The sequence below is a fragment of the Achromobacter marplatensis genome, from assembly GCF_002209535.1.
Classification (GTDB): domain Bacteria; phylum Pseudomonadota; class Gammaproteobacteria; order Burkholderiales; family Burkholderiaceae_B; genus Achromobacter; species Achromobacter marplatensis.
The window spans coordinates 133,011-151,121 of record NZ_NJIG01000003.1 but is presented as its reverse complement, the minus strand read 5'-3'; the positions used below and the strand labels follow the sequence as shown (position 1 = coordinate 151,121).

The 18,111-nt window shown below is 63.4% G+C and carries 20 protein-coding genes; 6 read left to right on the top strand and 14 right to left on the bottom strand.

The features are described from left to right. Nucleotides 1-14: 14 nt before the first annotated feature. Entirely contained in the window at nt 15-917 is a 903-nt protein-coding gene (locus tag CEY09_RS07700) for a dihydrodipicolinate synthase family protein (RefSeq protein WP_088588186.1), read from the bottom strand. Nucleotides 918-1,197: 280 nt separating this feature from the next. On the opposite strand from CEY09_RS07700, the gene CEY09_RS07695 reads away from it, so the two are divergent. Further along, complete coding sequence (locus CEY09_RS07695) at nt 1,198-1,923, top strand: GntR family transcriptional regulator (protein ID WP_088588185.1); 726 nt, start codon at nt 1,198-1,200, stop codon at nt 1,921-1,923. Nucleotides 1,924-1,955: 32 nt separating this feature from the next. On the opposite strand, the gene CEY09_RS07690 is transcribed toward CEY09_RS07695, so the two are convergent. Further along, entirely contained in the window at nt 1,956-2,942 is a 987-nt protein-coding gene (locus tag CEY09_RS07690) for a Bug family tripartite tricarboxylate transporter substrate binding protein (protein WP_088588184.1), read from the bottom strand. An 87-nt stretch (nt 2,943-3,029) separates the two neighbouring features. Next, nucleotides 3,030-4,154, bottom strand: a complete 1,125-nt coding sequence (locus CEY09_RS07685) for a muconate/chloromuconate family cycloisomerase (RefSeq protein ID WP_088588183.1) — start codon at nt 4,152-4,154, stop codon at nt 3,030-3,032. A 106-nt stretch (nt 4,155-4,260) separates the two neighbouring features. On the opposite strand from CEY09_RS07685, the gene CEY09_RS07680 reads away from it, so the two are divergent. Together CEY09_RS07680 and CEY09_RS07675 are read left to right on the top strand one after the other, a co-directional pair. Next, complete coding sequence (locus CEY09_RS07680; protein WP_088588182.1) at nt 4,261-5,142, top strand: LysR family transcriptional regulator; 882 nt, start codon at nt 4,261-4,263, stop codon at nt 5,140-5,142. Nucleotides 5,143-5,209: 67 nt separating this feature from the next. Beyond that, nucleotides 5,210-6,397 (top strand): FUSC family protein, encoded by a 1,188-nt coding sequence (locus CEY09_RS07675; protein WP_234818249.1) that lies wholly within the window; start codon nt 5,210-5,212, stop codon nt 6,395-6,397. Nucleotides 6,398-6,440: 43 nt separating this feature from the next. Here CEY09_RS07675 and CEY09_RS07670 read toward each other — a convergent pair whose 3' ends face one another. The 4 genes from CEY09_RS07670 to CEY09_RS07655 form a co-directional block, all read right to left on the bottom strand. Further along, complete coding sequence (locus CEY09_RS07670) at nt 6,441-7,622, bottom strand: hypothetical protein (RefSeq protein ID WP_088588180.1); 1,182 nt, start codon at nt 7,620-7,622, stop codon at nt 6,441-6,443. Nucleotides 7,623-7,729: 107 nt separating this feature from the next. Next, nucleotides 7,730-8,233 carry a spermidine synthase family protein gene (locus CEY09_RS07665; protein WP_088588179.1) on the bottom strand — a complete coding sequence of 168 codons (504 nt, stop codon included), beginning with the start codon at nt 8,231-8,233 and terminating at the stop codon, nt 7,730-7,732. Between the two features lie 71 nt (nt 8,234-8,304). Further along, the gene (locus CEY09_RS07660; RefSeq protein ID WP_234818248.1) at nt 8,305-9,204 is read right to left on the bottom strand and encodes a hypothetical protein; all 900 of its coding nucleotides are present in this window, start codon (nt 9,202-9,204) and stop codon (nt 8,305-8,307) included. Nucleotides 9,205-9,411: 207 nt separating this feature from the next. Next, nucleotides 9,412-10,350: a GlxA family transcriptional regulator gene (locus CEY09_RS07655; RefSeq protein WP_088588177.1), complete on the bottom strand. Its 939-nt coding sequence runs from the start codon at nt 10,348-10,350 to the stop codon at nt 9,412-9,414. A gap of 144 nt (nt 10,351-10,494) precedes the next feature. Between CEY09_RS07655 and CEY09_RS07650 the strand changes: the two genes are divergently transcribed. Together CEY09_RS07650 and CEY09_RS07645 are read left to right on the top strand one after the other, a co-directional pair. Then, entirely contained in the window at nt 10,495-11,295 is an 801-nt protein-coding gene (locus CEY09_RS07650) for an SDR family NAD(P)-dependent oxidoreductase (RefSeq protein WP_088588176.1), read from the top strand. Nucleotides 11,296-11,297: 2 nt separating this feature from the next. Next, complete coding sequence (locus CEY09_RS07645) at nt 11,298-12,011, top strand: SDR family oxidoreductase (RefSeq protein ID WP_088588175.1); 714 nt, start codon at nt 11,298-11,300, stop codon at nt 12,009-12,011. A gap of 39 nt (nt 12,012-12,050) precedes the next feature. On the opposite strand, the gene CEY09_RS07640 is transcribed toward CEY09_RS07645, so the two are convergent. The 4 genes from CEY09_RS07640 to CEY09_RS07625 form a co-directional block, all read right to left on the bottom strand. After that, complete coding sequence (locus CEY09_RS07640) at nt 12,051-13,394, bottom strand: MFS transporter (protein ID WP_088588174.1); 1,344 nt, start codon at nt 13,392-13,394, stop codon at nt 12,051-12,053. A gap of 195 nt (nt 13,395-13,589) precedes the next feature. Further along, nucleotides 13,590-14,141, bottom strand: a complete 552-nt coding sequence (locus tag CEY09_RS07635; protein WP_088588173.1) for a type 1 glutamine amidotransferase domain-containing protein — start codon at nt 14,139-14,141, stop codon at nt 13,590-13,592. 142 nt (nt 14,142-14,283) lie between these two features. Beyond that, entirely contained in the window at nt 14,284-14,703 is a 420-nt protein-coding gene (locus tag CEY09_RS32475; RefSeq protein WP_234818247.1) for a hypothetical protein, read from the bottom strand. Between the two features lie 89 nt (nt 14,704-14,792). Then, on the bottom strand, nt 14,793-15,176 hold the full coding sequence (locus CEY09_RS07625) for a VOC family protein (protein ID WP_088588172.1): 384 nt from the start codon (nt 15,174-15,176) through the stop codon (nt 14,793-14,795). Nucleotides 15,177-15,294: 118 nt separating this feature from the next. Between CEY09_RS07625 and CEY09_RS07620 the strand changes: the two genes are divergently transcribed. Next, nucleotides 15,295-15,780 (top strand): isochorismatase family protein, encoded by a 486-nt coding sequence (locus CEY09_RS07620; protein ID WP_088588171.1) that lies wholly within the window; start codon nt 15,295-15,297, stop codon nt 15,778-15,780. A 68-nt stretch (nt 15,781-15,848) separates the two neighbouring features. On the opposite strand, the gene CEY09_RS07615 is transcribed toward CEY09_RS07620, so the two are convergent. The 3 genes from CEY09_RS07615 to CEY09_RS07605 form a co-directional block, all read right to left on the bottom strand. Next, nucleotides 15,849-16,796, bottom strand: coding sequence for a sensor domain-containing diguanylate cyclase (locus tag CEY09_RS07615; protein WP_088588170.1), 948 nt, complete (start codon nt 16,794-16,796; stop codon nt 15,849-15,851). Nucleotides 16,797-16,927: 131 nt separating this feature from the next. Next, complete coding sequence (locus tag CEY09_RS07610; protein WP_088588169.1) at nt 16,928-17,182, bottom strand: DUF2798 domain-containing protein; 255 nt, start codon at nt 17,180-17,182, stop codon at nt 16,928-16,930. Nucleotide 17,183: 1 nt separating this feature from the next. Next, nucleotides 17,184-18,080, bottom strand: a complete 897-nt coding sequence (locus tag CEY09_RS07605; protein WP_088588168.1) for an NmrA/HSCARG family protein — start codon at nt 18,078-18,080, stop codon at nt 17,184-17,186. Nucleotides 18,081-18,111: the final 31 nt, after the last annotated feature.

Genomic DNA, 18,111 nt, shown 5'->3' with positions numbered 1-18,111 from the left:
TCCGGAATCAGTGATCAGTAACCCAGGGCGGACAGGTCCGCAAGCGTCTGTTTGGTGATGGCGATGGTGCGTTCGCGTTCGGCGCCGGCCAGGTCCAGGCGCGGCGGCTTGACGGTTTCGGCGCTGCCGGTGATCAGGTGCTCGGCCAGCTTGATGTGCTGCACCAGCTTGACCACCGTATCCAGGTGGAACAGCGGGGTCAGCGCCGCGTACAGCTTGCGGGCGCGGACAAAATCGCCCTCGGCCGCCAGGCGCAGCAAATCGACCGAGGCCTTGGGAACGGCGTTGGCCATGCCCGACACCCAGGCGGTCACGCCCAGCGCAGCGCTTTCCAGAATCAGGTCGTCCACCCCGCACACTACCGCCAGGCGATCACCGAAACGGGTGATCAGATCGGTTACGCGGGTCGTGTCGTAGGACTCTTCCTTGATGGCGACGATGGTCGGCGCTTCCAGCAATTCGGCCACCACGTCCGGCGTCAGGTCGACGCCGTAGCCGCGCGGGTTGTTGTACAGCAGGATGGGCAGGGCAGTGGCCTCTGCCACCGTGCGGTAGAAGGCGACTGTTTCGCGGTTGTCCGACTTGTAGGTCAGGCCGGGGAACACCATCAAGCCATTCACGCCGATCTTCGCGGCTTCCTGGGCAAACGCCGCGGCACGCGCCGTGCCGGTTTCGGCCACGCCCGAGATGACCGGCACGCGTCCGCGCACGGTTTCCACGGCCGTACGCAAGACCGTCAGTTTCTCGTCCGGCAACAACTGGGCGTTCTCACCCACCATGCCCATCATCACGACCCCGCCCACGCCATTGGCGATCAGCCGCTCCAGGCCTTGGCGCAACGCGTCCAGATCCAACGAGAAATCGGGGTTCAGTTTGGTGGTGACGGCGGGAAAAACGCCTTTCCATTGAATGCTCATGCTGCGGCTCCTGGTACGTGGCCGCCTGCTGATGTTCAGGCGGATATTGGTTATTGGATATTGGATCCAAAAAGAAAAGGCCAAAAAACGAGGCGACTGGCCTCGAACCGCCACGTCCGGGGACGGGCGGTACCAACTGGATCATGGATCCAATATACTCGTATTAAAAGGGCTGCGGGTACCGGCTGTCTCTCGGGGTTTTCCTGGGCACAACGGGCCCGGTGCCGGTATTTCCATGCCGCTCGGCGTCTGTCGGGCGGCCCAACCAGGCAGGTTTTACGTGTCTCAGAATTCGCCGCTTTCCGTTTCTTCGCCCCGTCCCCAGACTGGACCCGCCGGCCGGCTTGTCCGCAAGACCGCCGTCGATCTGGTGGTGGATGAATTGCGCGACCGCATCCTCTCCGGCCTCATCCCGCCCGGTTCGGCGCTGCGCCAGGAGCTGTTCGCGGAAGAGCTGGGCGTGAGCCGGCTGCCGGTGCGCGAGGCCATCCGCCAGCTCAGCGCCGAAGGGCTGATCGACATGATTCCGCACCGCGGGGCCTATGTATCGATGCTGTCGCGCACGGAAGTCCAGGAATTTTTCGATATCCGCATGCGGCTGGAGCCCTGGTTGTTCCGCCTGGCCGTGCATCAGCATGACGACGGCGATCTGGACCGCGCCGAGCAAGTGGTGACGCAGATGGATTCAGCGGCGCCCGAGCAGTGGGGGCGCCTGAACTGGCAGCTGCACGAACTGCTGTACCGTTCCGCGCAACGGCCGGCGGCGCTAGGCATGGTCCGCGCGCTGCACGAGAAATCCGAACGCTACTTCCGCTTCCAGATCGTCAATGCGCCCATCCGCCAGCAGGCCCACGACGAGCACAAGGAATTGATCGCGCTAAGCCGCCAAGGCCAGGCGGACAAGGCCGAGGCCGCGCTCGAGCGGCACATCGGGCAAGCGGCCGAACAGATACTGGCCATTGTCGATCATCTGCTGGATGCGTCGGCAACGCTTGCGCCGGCCTGAGGGGTCGGGGCGGACTTGCCCGCCTCGGTGCCTCAGTTGATCTTGATGTTGCGTTCCTTGACCAAGGTCTTCCACTGTTGGGTTTCTTTGGCCAGATGGTCGCGCAGCGCGTCCGGGCTGCTTCCGATCGACTCGGCGCCGATCGAATCCAGCGTTGCCTTCACCTTCGGTTCAGCCAGCGCATTGCGCATGGCTTCGTTCAGCTTGGCAACCACTTCCGGCGGCGTGCCAGCGGGGGCGAACGCCGCGAACCAGGGCATCAACTCATAGCCCGGCACGCCGGCTTCCTGCAGGGTCGGCACGTCAGGCAGGGCGGCGGAGCGTTTGGTGGTGGTGACGGCCAGCGCGCGCAGCTTGCCGCTGGCCACATGCGGCTTGGCCGATGTGATGCTGTCGAACATGTAGTCCACCTGGCCGCCCAGCAGGTCGGCCACGGCCGGGCCGCTGCCCTTGTAGGGCACGTGCAGCATGTCGACGCCCGTCATTGATACGAAGAGTTCGCCCGCCAGGTGGATCGATGTACCCACGCCGGCCGAGGCGTAGGTGTAGTGGTGTGGCTGGGCTTTGGCCTTGGCGATCACGTCCTGCACGCTGGTCGCGCTGGTGCGGGACGGATTGGTGACCAGCACGTTGGGCACCACGGCCAGCAGCGAGATCGGCGTGAAGTCCTTGATGGGGTCGTAGTTCAAGTCGGCGTACAGCGCGGGGTTGACGGCCATGCCGTTGGCCACGATCAGGATCGTGTAGCCGTCGGGTTTGGCGCGTGCGACGGTAGCCGCGCCGATATTGCCGCCCGCGCCAGCGCGGTTCTCGACGATGAAGGACGTGTTCAGCTGCTTGCCCATGGATTCGCCCAGCGTGCGGGCGATGCTATCCATGGCGCCTCCGGGCGGGAAGGGCACGACCCATTTGACCGGGCGGTCAGGGTAGCTGTCGGCCAGTGCGGCGGATGCGCCGCCCAAGAGCGACAGGGCCAGCATGGCGCGGGCAAAGGGTTTGAATACATGGCGCATGCGCATGGTTGTCTCCGTGATGCTTGAATTATTGTGGGTGCGCCCTTCAAGGCGGGCGCGGCCGGGTGTCGTGGTTTGCGTCCCTGCGGGCCGTCAGCGGTCCCGCCGGTAGAAATTCAGTTTGTCTTCGTCCAGCGTCAGCCCCAGGCCGGGGCCGGCGGGTAGTTCCAGTTCAAAATCGGCATAGCGCGGTGGGTTGGCGACGATGTCGTCCTTCAGCAGCAGCGGGCCGAATAGCTCGGTGCCCCAGGACAGGCGCGGCAGGCAGGCAAAGCCGTGCGCCGACGCGATCGACCCCACCGAGCCTTCCAGCATCGTGCCGCCATACAGCGACATGCCGGCGGCATCGCCCACCGCGGCGGTGCGCAGCATCTCATACAGGCCCCCCGACTTGGCGATCTTCAGCGCCAGCACGTCGGCCGCGCCTTGGCGCGCGATGTTCAGCGCGTCTTCGGGGCCATTCACGGCTTCGTCCGCCATGATCGGCACGACGAAGCGGGCGGCCAGGCGGGCCATGCCCGCCAGGTTGGCACGCGGAATGGGCTGTTCGATCAGGTCCACGCCGGCCGCTTCCAGACGCGCGATGGCGCCGGCGGCATCGGCCTCGTTCCAGGCCTGGTTCACGTCCACCGTCACACGGGCGCGGTCGCCCAGCGCCTGCTTGATGCGCGACACGTGCGCCACGTCTTCCGACACGGCGCGGCGGCCCACTTTCAGCTTGAACGTGTTGTGGCGGCGGCTTTGCAGCAGCGACTCGGCTTCCTCGATATCGCGGGCGGTGTCGCCGCTGGCCAGGGTCCACAGCACCGGCATGCGGGTGCGCACGGCGCCGCCCAATAAAGTCGACACCGGCACGTTCAGCCGCTTGCCCTGGGCGTCCAACAGCGCGGTTTCCAGCGCGGACTTGGCGAAGCGGTTGCCGCGGGCCACTTTTTCCAGGCGCTGCATGGCCGCGTGGATGTTGGTGGCGTCCAGGCCGGCCAAAGCCGGGGCCAGATAGGTATCGATGGCCAGCTTGATGCCCTCGGGGCTTTCTTCGCCGTAAGACAGGCCGCCAATGGTGGTGGCTTCGCCGATGCCTTCGATGCCGTCGCTGCACGTCAGGCGCACGATCACGAGCGTTTGCCGCTGCATGACCGCCATGGCCAGTTGATGGGCGCGGATGGTGGGCAGATCCACCAGAATGGCTTCAACCGAGAGAATGCTTGCCGGATTCATACTTTTTTTGCCAGAAATTAAGCGATGGCACCAGTATGGCTTGCGCTTTCACCTTGAGTCCAAGACTATATGGGTTCCTATTCATACCTATATAGTCTAAATAGCCATGCAGCTCAGACACCTGCGCTACTTCCAGGCTGTGGCGGAAGAGGGCAGCTTCACGCGTGCCGCCGCCCGGCTGCACATCGCCCAGCCGCCGCTCAGCCGTCAAATTCGCCAGTTCGAGGAAGAATTGGGCGTGCAGCTGTTTGAACGCACCACCCGTGCCTTGCGGCTGACCGAAGCCGGGCGCTTCCTGCTGGAGCAATCGCGGCTGTTGACCGCCCGCCTGGAGGAAGTGCTGGAAGGCACGCGCCGCCTGGGCCAAACGCAGCGGCGCTGGTTCGGCATCGGCTTTGTGCCGTCGACCCTGTATGGCTTCGTGCCGGAACTGATCCGCCAACTGCGCAGCGCCGATCCCCAAGTGGAAGTGGGCCTGACGGAGATGACGACGCTGCCGCAACTGGAGGCGTTGAAAGCAGGGCGCATTGATCTGGGCATCGGCCGGATCCTGCTGGATGATCCGGCGATCGAACGCCGGGTGTTGATGACCGAACCGCTGATGGCCGCCGTGCCGCTGCATCATCCGTTGGCGGCGATGGGCAGCGTATCGGTGGAGCGCTTGGCGCAAGAGCCGTTCGTGCTGTACCCCGCGCGGCCACGGCCGAACTTCGCGGACCATGTGCTGGGGCTGTTCCGCGCCGCGGGCTACGCGTTGCAGGTCGTCCAGGAGGCCAACGAATTGCAGACCGCGATCGGGCTGGTGGCGGCGGGTCTGGGCGTGTCGGTGGTGCCGGCTTCGGTGCAGCGCTTGCAACGGCAGGATGTGGCCCACGTGCGGATCGAAGGCGACGCCTTCGTGTCGCCAGTCATCGTCAGCTACCGCAAGGATGACCAGTCCGCGTTCCTGCAGCGCGCGTTGGCGTTGGCGGCTGGGTTGGCGAAGTAGCCTGCGAACGTAGTCGGGGTTGGCCGATTGACGCCGTGCTTGCCCGGGGGGATGGCCGGGCGCTAGGATGAATACGATGAACCTGGCCAGCACGCTGCTACGCACCTGCCGGGCGGCCGTTACCGCGTTGATGCGTGAACTGGCCGCCTGGAAGCCGTCACGGGACCGCGCGATCTTCAGTGCCGAAGCGGTGCTGTCGGTCGCGCTTGCCGTCGCCTTGGCGAACGCCTTGCATCTGTCCTATACCTGGTGGGCCGCCATCAGCGGCTTTGCCGTGATGCAGACCAGCTTCGCGGGGTCGGTGGAGCGTGCCGCGCACCGCGTGATCGGCACCTTGATGGGCGCGGCGCTGGGCGCCATCGCGGGTCCGTTGATCGGTGATCGCCCCTGGCTGTTCGTGCCGGCGCTCGGCGCGATCGGCGGCGTGGCGGCGTATCACGCCAACGGATCCAAGGCGCCTTACGCCTGGATGCTGGGCGGGGTGACGGCCCTGATGGTGACCTACGAAGCGCACGTACTGAATTCTCTGGAATCGACGGCCGTGTTCGCCGCCTTGCGGGCGGCCGAAGTCGTGATCGGCACGCTGGCTTGCGTGGTGGTGGCCTGCGTGTTCCATTTCGGGCCGCGCTGGTATCGGCGGATCCGGCCGCCCGCCGCATCGGCAACGGCATTCGGCGGGGGCGAGTGCGCGACGCCGCCCGCGGCAATCCCGGTACCTTCGGCCGAATCGCTGCGGCGCAACCGGCTGGTGCTGGGCATGCAGGCCGCCCTGGCCATTGCCTTGCTGGCTGCGGCCACGTACTTCCTGGATATGCCCGGCTTCGCGCAATCACTGGTGACGGCGATTGCCGTGCTGATGCTGCCGGCCGGCAAATTGGTGGATGGGACGCGCCAGCCCATCATCGAAAAAATGGTGCAACGCGTGATCGGCTGCCTGTTGGCCGGCGCCTTGGGAATGGCGCTGCTGCCGGTGACGCAGGGGCAGGCCGTACTGTCCATGCTGGTGCTGTCGTTGGGCGTCTGGACAGGATGCCATGTGCAGTCTGGCCCGCAGGGTGCCAGCTATGTCGGCCGCCAGTTCACCATCGCGTTCATCATGGTGTTCGTGCAGGACCACCAGTGGGCAAACGATCCGATGCCCGCGCTGCTACGGCTGTCGGGCATTCTTTCAGGCATCGCCGTGCTGGCGGCGGTGATGCTTGCCACCCGCCGCCTGAAATTCGAATTCATCCTGCCATCCATCCGTATGCGATAGCTTCGCTTTTCGAGTAGTCGCGCGCTGGGCGCCGGGGGTGGGATCAGGCAGCGATCGACCACAACGGCAGCGGCGTCGGGTACTCGGGCAGGGCGATGTCGGCATGGCCCGGGCGCACCCAGCGTACCCGTTCTCGCGTCGCGTCGATGCAGCCGCCTTGTTCATAGACGCCTTGCGGATCGCGGATCCGCGTCATGCGCGCCAGGACGTCGGCTGTAGCTTCGGGATCCGCCAGGGTCTGCCTCACGCGTTCCTTGACGATGCATTCGTCGATGCAGAGCTTGCCGGCCGCGTCCGTGCTCAACCCATGACGCCAATGGAAGATCTCCACGCATTTGGTCGTCAGCGTGAACGGCTTGCCGCGTTCCCAGAAATTATTGAACTCGCCATTGCCTAGATAGAACACCCATGACCCCTCGTACCCCTCGACGTCCGACGAGGCGGCATCTGGGTTGCGGAACCACAGCCGGTCGCCCGGCACGTAAAAGCGATGGGGCAGGGGATCGGCAAGCGAACCGTATTCGTGCAGGAAGGCTTCGTGAAAGCGGCCGGACATGACGGCGCGGGTTTCCCATTGGCGTTGCAGGCGACGGCCCAGGTCGGGATTGGCCTGCTGCAGTTCCTGCGCAATGCCAAGCACCGTCACGTATTCCGTGGCCCGGTAGCAAGAGAAGGCATACAACTGGCCCGAGGCCTCGGGCTGCGTGGCCTTGCGCAGGCCTTCGATCAGCGACTTTCCCGGCAACACGGTAAAGCCGCGCGCCTCATCATAGGTCCAGTAGTCGGACGGCCGTTCGGCGTGCACCGTATCGAAGGCCAATGCGGTCTTGCGGGCAGCCTGGACGATATAGCGGCGGATGCGTACCGCCGATTCCAGTTCCGCGATGGTGGGAAACGAAAACGCCACCGGGCTGGCCAGCATGGCCAACACGATCTCGCGGTCCAGGTCGATGTCGTTTGCGTGCGTGCACAGGTTCAATGTGTGCGCGACGCCCGTCGTGTCGTGGTCCGGCATGCATGCCGCGGCGAAGGCGGCATTAAGCCACGCTTGCGCGCCCGGCGCGGCGCCGGCTACGCCCGAACAGTTTGCCGTATCGCCAAGCCCTAGTTCCGACAGAAAGCGCTGGATGGCTTGCAACGCCAAGGGGGCTTGGCGCGAATCGGGCGGTGCGATACGGATGCCGCCGCGGTCGGGATGTATCGATGAAAACTGCTGCAACGGCATGACGGGTGAATCGGGAATGCGATTCGGAAATTGTAGTCATGCAGGCTTAATAACACCTTTAAGCGGAGGGCGCGAAAGCGCTGTCCCAGCGGGGTTTCAGCGGATTGTCATTGTCCTTGCGCGGCAGGTCCGCTCGCCTGCCGCGGCCTGCCGTAGAACAGTAGCGTGCACACGATGGCCGCAGCCAGACCGGGCAGGGCGCCCGCCTTCGCGGCGTCGATGACGTAGCCCAGGCGATGCGCGCCGAAGACCGACAGGATGAAAAGAAACCCGTACAACGCGCCGGCGACGCATATCCATGCCGGCGTGCGCCACGACGTGCGCGCCGCTTTGAAAGCGCCGGCCGTCACGCCGCACAGCACGGCGGGCATCGCGCCGAATAGATAGGCCGTGCGCACGCCGTCCAGGCTGAACAGGGTGGCCGGCAGCGAAATCGTGAACGTCACGACCAGCAAGCCGATCAGCGGGCCGATCAGCCCATAGACCGCGACGCCGGCAAGCACATCCCGGGCAATGGCGCGGCCTGTGTCGTGAGGGCGGCGGCGTACGTATCGATAGACGACGCTTGCCGCCGCAAGCAGCACGATCAAGGCAAGCAGGAACTGGTTCATGGCGTGGGGGCAGTGAAGGCCGCTACGTGCGTAGCGGCTGTGTATTAGCGGCTGTGTGTTACGGCTGTGCGTCAGCGGCTGACGTACTGTTTGGTCTTGGCGTCGTACGAGTAATTCGTGACGTCGGCGGCGCCCAACTGGCGGGTCTTGTTCGGCCCCGAGATGGTGGTGCCACTGGGTTTGACGGTCACGCGCGGCATGTCGTTGGTGCCGTCCGCGGAGAACACCAATTCGCCGGTGCTGCTGGTACACGGCATGACTTCGCCGTCTGCGCAGGCGGCGCTGTTGTCTTCGCCTGTCAGGACGTTGCCCACGTAAGTCCAGACCTTGTTGTCGGAGTCTTGCTTCAACCGTTCCGGATCGAATACCAGAAGGGAATACCCGTCGCTCGTGATGCCGTTTTCGAAGCTGGTGTCCGGCACGGCCAGCAACAGCTTGCCTGCGGGCGTGCGGTGCTCGATCGGCTTGCGCCGGGTATCGACGTCCGGCGCTCTTTCATACGCGCCGAATTCGCCAATGGTGTGCTCCAAGCCGCGGAATTTCCAGGGGCGTTCCGAGGCCGGATCGTTCAATACGAAGGTGGATTCCGCGAGATTGACCCGAGTCTCGGGGCCGACCTGGTCTTCGCCCGGCTTGCCGTAACGTTCCGCCGTTTCCCAAACAAACCCGGTGTAGTAGTGCTTGCCTTCGGATTCGAAGGCATGGCCAAACCAGTAGGTGGCGATGCTGCCGTTCGCCACTTCATACGTCGTCTCGCCCTTGCCGTCGATCTGGTAGATGAAGTACATCACCGTGGCCGCGTCGGGAGGCGTCACGGCGGCAGCCGTGGATCGCGGTATGACGGGCGCGCTGTCGTCGGCGGCCAGCGCGGGCGCGGCGAATACCGCGAAGGTGGAGGCAAGCAGACCGGCCATGGCGGTGCGGACGCACCGTTGGCGCATACTCGGGCTGACCTTCAGAAGGGTTCTCATGAGTTAGGAAACGTCCTGTCGAATTTCTATAAAAGCGTTTTGATTGTTTATTTCTGTATAGAACGAGCGATCTTCTGGCGCAGTCAGTCATTAACTTACGTTGAAGGCCGGCAAGATATTCGGTGCGGAGGCGAGTATACGAGGCCTGTTTATTGTCCAGGCTTCACGATATTGCAGGTATTTCTACCCTGTTACATCTGCGGTTAATCAGCCCGTCATCCTCGCCTGGCGTCGCATGGCTTGAGGCGGCTGGCCGAACGAACGCAGAAAGGCGCGGCGCATGCGTTCGCGATCCGCGAACCCGGTTTCGTCGGCGATCGTATCCATCGACAGGCGGCCTTGCTCCATCAATACCCGGGCCGCTTCCACACGCAGGTTCTCGACGGCTTTGGCGGGAGACTGCCCGGTCTCGGCGCGGAACGCGCGGCTGAATTGGCGGGCACTGAGACTGGCCGCATTGGCCATGTCTTCCACGGTCAGGTCGCGACGCAGATTCTGCTTGGCGAAGTCGAGCGCCTTTTGAATGCGGTCCGATTTCGGCTCCAACGCCAGCAAGGCGGAAAACTGCGACTGACCGCCCGCGCGGCGGTGATAAACGACCAGCTTGCGCGCCGTGTCGCGCGCGACCTCCGGCCCCAGGTCCTTCTCCACCATGGCCAGCGCCAGGTCAATGCCGGCGCTCATCCCGGCAGAAGTCCAGACGGGGCCGTCGATGATGAAGATGCGGTCTTCTTCAACCTTCAGCTGGGGAAAGCGGGCTTGCAGCTCGCGCGCAAAGGCCCAGTGCGTGGTGGCCCGGCGGCCATCCAGCACGCCGGCCTCGGCCAGCGTGAAGGCGCCTATGCAGGGCGCGGCCACACGGCGGGCCGTGCGCACGGAGCGGCGCACGAAATCCAGGATGCCCGCCGATGCCGGATAGGGCTCCATACCGGCGCCGATGACCACGGTGTCGAAGGACTTCCTGCCGATGGCGGTCGTGTCGACCGTAAAGCCGGCGGACGCCCGGATGGGCCCGCCGTGCTCGGACAGTAGTTGAATGCGGTAATAGGCTTGGCCCGAAATCACGTTGGCGATCTCGAAGGCGGTCAGGGCGGCAAAGCCCATTACCTGGAAATCGGGGAATACGACAAAACCCATGCGTTGCATGGCGGTCTCCGCGCAAATGGAATCCCGCCATCATAGCGCTGTCCTAAAAAGTGGCATATATGACCTTTAGGACAAAGCAGGAATTCCCTATTCTTCCTGCATCGACGCCACTTCCGGCGTTTCCAGAGTCCCAAGGAGCAAACCATGTCCCTGCAATCTTCACCCGGCACCGCATTGGTCACGGGCGCGTCTTCCGGCATCGGCGCCGTCTATGCACAGCGTCTTGCCAATCGTGGCTACAACCTGATCCTGGTGGCGCGCAACCGCCAGCGCCTGGATGCATTGGCAAGCCGTCTGGCCGATGAAACCGGCCGCACCATCGAAGTCGTCGCTGCCGACCTGAGTGACTGGGCGGACCTGGCGCGGGTAGAAGAGGTCCTGCGAACCGACGCCAGCATCACCCTGCTGGTAAACAACGCGGGGCTTGGCGCCAGCGCCCCGCTGTTGACGGCAGACGTCGGCAAGATGACCGACATGATCCACCTGAACGTGACGGCGTTGACGCGGCTGACGTACGCCGCAGTGCCCGGCATGGTGGCGCGCGGCGGCGGCGCGGTCATCAACATCGCGTCCATCGTCGCGATCAACCCGGAAGTGCTCAACGGCGTGTACGGGGGCAGCAAGGCATTCGTGCTGGCGTTCAGCCAATCGCTCAAGCACGAATTGGCCGACAAGAACATCCGCATCCAGGCCGTTGCCCCGGGCGCCACCGCCACCGAATTCTGGGAGACCGCGGGCGTGCCCCTGGAGCATCTGCCCGCCGGCATCGTGATGCGGGCCGAAGACATGGTGGATGCGGCCTTGGCCGGCTTCGACCAAGGCGAATTGGTCACCATTCCTGCGCTGCCGGACGTGGCGGATTGGGATGCCTATGAGGCGGCGCGCCAGAAGCTCATTCCGAACCTGTCCAAGCAGACCGCCGCCACGCGCTATCAAGGGGCCTGAGCATGGACATCAAGGATTCGGTGGTATTCGTCACCGGCGCGAACCGCGGTCTGGGCCTGGCGTTTGCGCAGGCAGCGCTCAAACGCGGCGCCCGAAAGGTGTATGCCGGCGTCAGGGCGCCGGGCAAGAGCCAGACACCGGGCATCGTTCAGGTCAAGCTGGATGTGACCGACCCGGCATCGATCGCGCAAGCGGCAGCGCAATGTGGCGACACGACGCTGCTGGTGAACAACGCCGGCATCGCCCGCCTGAACAGCAGCGTGCTGGACGCGTCGATGGTGGACCTTAGCCGCGAGATCTTCGACACCAACTATTACGGAACGGTCCTGGTCAGCCAGGCCTTCGCCCCGGTGCTGGCCCGCCATGGCGGCGGCGCGATCATCAATGTGCTGTCCGATGCCACCTGGTTTGCGCGGCCGATGCTCGCCGCGTATTCGGCCTCGAAATCCGCGACATGGAGCTTTACCAATGCGCTGCGCATTGAACTGCGCAGCCAGAAAACCGCCGTGTTGGGGCTGCATGTCAGTTTCATGGATACCGACATGACGCACGGCTTCGACATGAAAAAGACCGGCCCCGCCGTGGTGGCCGAGGCGGCCCTGGCGGGAATCGAAGCCGGCCAGGAAGAAGTGCTGGTCGATGATTTCACGCGCCAAGTGAAGGGGAGCCTGGCGTCCGCCCAGCCGATCTATCTGGATCCGCCAGAAATCGCTTAAGGCTACGGCGGGGATCGGCGTCCCCGCCGGATGGACGGGTCAGCCGCCGCCCGATACGGGCGGCGTTTCCTGCGCGGCCGACAGCACGGGTTCCGCCGCATCCATGCCGGGAACCACATTGGTCAGGTCTTCGGTCATCTCATGGTCCAGGGCGCCCTGGACCAGATCCTCGGTGACGCGCAGCTCGACGCCAGCCGGCGACATCTGGGCGGCCGCGGCAAAGGGCGCGACGGGTGACGGGGCAGGGCGTTCGCGGCGGCGCCACATGAAGAAGGCCATCAGGCTCACGTTCAGCACGGCGAAACACCAGAACAGCCCGGCTGCGCCGTACTTCGCCATCACCTGCGAAATCGCCAGCGGGCTGAGCGCCGACCCCAGCGAATTGATCAGCAGCAAGCCCTGGATCATGCGCACCAGGGCATCCGCGGGCGCACGATCAGCGGCGTGGCTGACCGCCACGGGATAGATGGCGAATACGCCGCCGCCCAACAGGAACAGCAAGACGATCAGCAGCGGCGAACCGGCGGGCAGCAGCAGGATCAACAGACTCAACACCGTGCAGAAAACCGCCAGCGCAATCAGCACGACCTGGCGGTCGCGCAAATCGGACCAGCGGCCAACGGGATACTGCAGCACCATGGCGCCCAGGATCACGGCGCCCATCATTTTGCCCACTTCGGCCACGTCCAGGCCGATGCGCTGCAGGTACAGCGGCAGCAAGGTGTAGACCGCCGCAATGGCCACCCCCGACCCGAAGCAGCCCATGACTCCGGTGGGCGTCATGCGGATCAGATGCTGCGGCATCAATGGTTCGACGCGTTCCACCAGGGGCGAGATGCGCGGAATGATCACCATCGGCATGACCGACAGTGAGGCCAGCAGCCCCGCCACCATGAAGGGCGCCATGTCGCCCAGCTGGGTGAGGGCGCCAAGCTGAATCTGGCCCAGCATGCCGGAGCCGTACAGGGAGATCATGTAGAACGCCAGCAGGCGTCCGCGCATTTTCGGATCGCCGGCCAGCAACAGCCAGCTTTCCACCACCAGGAAGACGCCGACGCTTGCCCAGCCGTTGATCAGCCGCAACACGAACCACGGCCCGGCGCCGAAGATCAGGCCCTGCAGCAGCACCGTCACCGCGATCAGCGACGCAAAACTGCTGTAGGCGCGGATATGGCCGATGCGCACAATCAGCCGGTCGTTGAAGATCGCGCCCAGCGTCAGGCCGATGAAGTACGAAGACGAAATCCAGCCGATGACGGTGGCGGACTCGCCGGCGGCGTCCAGTCGAAGGGTGGTCAGAGAAGAAATGAAAGCGTTGCCGATGCAGACAACGAACAAGCCAAGAAGCGGCCCCAGGACAAGAGCCAACAACTGCCGAGACATGAAATCCTCGATCGCGAAAAGCGGAATGCATCCGGCCTGGCCGGATTACTGCCATGAAGAATCAGAGGGAGGCAGGGCAGGCGCGACGCGGGCTGCGGTGTCTCTCCTGAGCGGAGGCCCAAGGGCAAAAACCGCCGAGGATTGTAGCGCCGTTCTTATACGGGGCCGGTCCCGCCGCCCGACACCAAACAGGCGTCAGCGACGCGCTGCCTTCAGAACTTCGATGAATGCCCGATTGAAGGCCGGAATATCGTCCGGTTTTCGACTGGAGACGAGCTTGCCGTCAACGACGACCTCCTCGTCGACCCATTCCGCGCCGGCGTTGCGCAGGTCGTCCTGCAGTGATGGCCAGCTAGTCATCTTTCGCCCCTTCACCACGCCGGCTGAGATCAGTAGCCACGCGCCGTGGCAGATGACGGCCACGGGCTTGCCGGCATCGAACATCGCCCGCACGAATTCCTGGGCCTTGGGCTGCATGCGGATCTCGTCTGCATTGACTACGCCGCCCGGCAGCAGCAGCGCGTCGAACACGCCAGGCTCTGTCGCCGCTTGCAGAAAAGTCAGATCCACCGGGAAGCGATCGCCCGGCTTGTCGTGGTGCATCCCCAAAATGGGTTCGGTACGCGCGGAAATCAGCACGGTGCGCGCGCCTTCCGCCTGAAGGCTGTGGCGCGGACCGGTCAACTCCACCTGTTCGAAGCCGTCGGTTGCAAGAATCGCCACGTTCAGATCTTTAAGTGTCGCCATGGTTGCTCCTGGTTGATGGTCCCTTGGAGGTGACCCGCGGCGCACTGGGACCTCACGCGCCGCTCTGTCCAGCAGCAAGTGGCATGCCGCCAACTGCCCGCAGGCCTGCTGCGGGGCAAGTCGCGACTGCACGACGAACGTTCTATTGATCTGCGGCTTGGGATTGCGCGAGGCAATGCTGAAGCTTGGCGATAAGCGCCCGGACCTCGGCGTCGCCCAAATCCAGCGGGTCGCCGTGCGTGCCCGTTGCAACGACACATATGGCGGAACCGTCGAACCAGGCGTCGAGACGGTCTTCAGCGAACAACTGGCGCGGGGGTTCTCCGGGTTCGAAGACTTCAATACGCGCAGCGTGGCTCAGCGCTTCATCAATGACTATCCGAAGCGCCATTGAGGCAATCGGCCGGTCCACGAGGTGGTCCACGAAGTAGAACCCGTCCTGCTCAAGCGAATAACTGTAGATTTGCGCCATTGAAGGCAGGTCGATCGGGCTTGGCAGTTTCTTGGCAAACAGCGAGGGATCGTAGTTGGCCGGAACGGTGAACTTGATCTTGTATTCCATTCCCATTGGTCTGAGTCTCCTGAACGCAGCGTCGAATGCCCAAGTGCGTGGGCTATCGGCTGCAACTTGCGGCTTGCAGCCGCGCGGCTTCAGCCGCCACGGCAGACCGCTTCCATGTTGTTGCCGTCGGGATCCAGCACAAACGCGGCATAGTAGCCTGGCGGATAGCCGTTGGCGATGTCGCGCAACCCGGGTGCACCGTTATCGGTTCCACCCGCTCTCAGGGCGGCTGCATGAAAAGCGTCGACGTCGGCGCGGTTCTTCGCCGCGAAGGCAGTGTGCTGGCGCACGCTAGGAGGATGAAACTTGTCGATCCAGAAAACCGGATACTCGATGCCATAGCCGATGGCATCGCTTCCGTCGTCGCTGGGAATCTGCATGACGCGCCGAAGGCCAAGGGCTCCCAAGACCGAGTCGTAGAACACGGCGGAGCGTGCGACATCGGCCACGCCGATACCGGTGTGGTCAATCATTGGGCCCTCCTGGAGGAGTCAAGGATTGGTAGCGATTCTAGAGCTTTCCTGACAGCCGGAAAGCGATTCAAGTATCGTAAACGGTATAGTGCCCCTTGGTATCAGGCAGGGAGCCCCCATGCGACAGATATTGCTTGTCGTCGACGTCCAATCCACCTTCAACCCTCCGCAGTGGCTGGTAGACGGTATTCGCGCGCTTGCCGCGAGGGTCCCGACGATCGCGTCGATCGAGCTGCATGACGAGCAGGTCACTCCCTTTGAACGGCAACTGGGTTGGCACCCGGCGATCGAAGACCAGAGCCTGGTGGATGCGGAGAGGGTTTTCGTCAAGCATGGCTATGCGCAGACGCCCGAAACCATCGACTACATCAAGCGCCTTCAAGTCGACCGGGTGTTGGTGTGCGGCATTCAAACCGAAACCTGCGTGCTTGCTGCGGGCTTTGCATTGTTCGATGCCGGGCTCACGCCCACCTTGCTGACAGACCTGACGGTCGGCTCGTCATTGGATAGGACAGGGCGGCTTGGCACCGATTTGTGGAAGCATCATTTTCGGCAAGTCACGACTGCGGCTCAGGTGTACGCAGAGCTGGACGGTGTCCGTTAGGGGCCGTGTCCATTCAGGTTGATTTTCATTCAAGCCGCAGGGTTGGGCTGGTCCGGAGGCTGGCGTGTTTAAGCCTCACACTGCACATGCTCAATGCGGTGCCGCCCGTTGTTCTTGGCCGTATATAGCTGTTGATCCACGGTTTTGATGAAGCCAGCGCGCTCCGCTTCTCCCTCTGGCATCACCGTGCCCGCTCCTATGCTGACAGTGACCTGCCTGCCATGTGGCGACAGTGCATGCAGGATATTCTTCTTCTGAAGGAGTCGTTGGCAACGTTCAGCGACGTTCAACGCCACCCCGGCATCGGCGTCGGGCAACAACACGACAAACTCTTCGCCACCGTAGCGCGCAACCAGATCTCGAGGGCCATCCAGAGCCAAACTCAGCGTCTGGGCGATATCCACCAGGCACTTGTCACCCTGCGTATGGCCATATAAGTCGTTGTATTGCTTGAAAAAATCCACGTCGAGCAGCAACACGGACAGCGGCCGGCGTTCGCTGCGCGCCCGCTCCCATTCCAATTCGAAACTGCTATCAAAGCGGCGCCGGTTGGCAATGTTCGTCAAGCCATCCTTGAAGGACAGGACTTCCAACTCCTTTTGCAGGCTCAGTAGATTTTCTTCCGTCTTCTTGCGTTCGGTGATGTCAAACATGAAGCCGATCAGCGCTTCGGTTTCGCCCTTATCGTTGCGCACGACGTGCACAACGTCGCGAATCCACACGTAGCCGTTGTCTTTGGTCAGCGCGCGGTAGTCCGCCTCGTGGTCTGCGCCGGCTTGGGATTGGGTGACGCAGAAATTCACCACGTATTCGCGATCTTCGGGGTGCATGCGCATGGCCCAGTCTTCCACGCTTGCCCAACTTTCAGCGCTCCAACCCAGCAATGCCTCGATCTGAGGGCCGATATAGGCGAATTTCATCGTCGCCCAATCGATCTTCCAAGGAATCGCTTTGGTTGACTCCAGCAGGGTTCTGTACAACGCGTTGTCGTTCAAATCCGGGCTTACGTCGGGCATACCGATCCTTCCTCGATCCATGGCAACGGGCCACTGTAGCCCGGAGCCGTCGAGTAAGGAAGCTTTCTGAGCGCCTGCGCCCTCGTAGTATGGGACAGCCCCGGCCATGCGCCACAGAGCACTTAACGTGGTTACGGCTGGACAACCATCCAAGCGACAATCCGGCGCACCAGCGGCAGTAAAAGCAAGAGACTGGGAAACGCCACGATCCAGGAGGCGGCCCAGGCGTTGGGCCAATTGGTGATGAAGGCGGGGCCAAAACCCACGCTTGTGGCCACCGCCGAAACGATGGCCGACATGAAAACTGAAAGAAGCAGCGGCATCAAGAAGCGGGTATAGCCCGGCGGGAGTTTCCGCAGGATTGATCTGGGAGGATGTGTGCGCATATCAACGCTCCTTATTCCCAATGGCCGTTTTTTTATCGGCGATCAGGTCGTTGATGTATGCCTGTAGCGAACGCGGTTCCCGTCCCAGAGCAGCCCGCAGCGCAAGGCTATTTCCGCCCAGTCCATAGGCTTGATAGTGGTCGAGGACCTTTGACAGCAGAAGCAATTGGTCCTCGCTATAAGGAAGACGCGCATTCGCTGCCCATTCGCTGAAACTGGGCTGCAGCGCCGCGACGGGATACCCCAGCGCTTCGGACAGGGCGGCCACGATCTCCATACGGCTGTACATGCCGGCACATAGCTCCAACGTGGCGAACGCCAGCCTGTCCTCGGTCAAGGCGATGGCGGCTATCTCCGCCACATCCCGGTAGTCCACACGAGCGATCCGTGTGTCCTTGGGAAAGGGTTCTCCGAAGCAGGAATGGTCGCGAATCGACGGCCAGGCCAGCCCAATGTTTTGCATGAAGTTGGCGGGATGCAGGATCGTATATTCCAGCCCGGACGAGTAGAGCGCGTCCTCTACCGGTATCTTGCTGGCGTGATTTGCCAGACGCGTGTTTGTCGGCTGGATCACCGACGAGAATACGAACTTTCTTACCGTGCTTTGCTGCGCGGCTTCGACCAGGGCGATACCCATTGCCGCTTCGTCGGAAGCAAAGGCGGGGCCAATATGGAATATGCCATCGACGCCCCGGACAGCGCTGGCAAGGCTGCCAGCATCGCGCAGGTCTCCGATGGCGATCTCTGTTGCGCCCATCGAGCGGGCGACAGCCGCGCGTTCCTCGTCGCGGACGAGCGCGCGGACCGCAACGTTGCGCCGCGCCAATTCAGGAACGACCATGCGTGCGAATTTGCCGGTGGCTCCCACGACCAGAACGACGGGTTGATTGCTTTCCACTGGGCTTCTCCTCGGTATCGATGAATGAGTG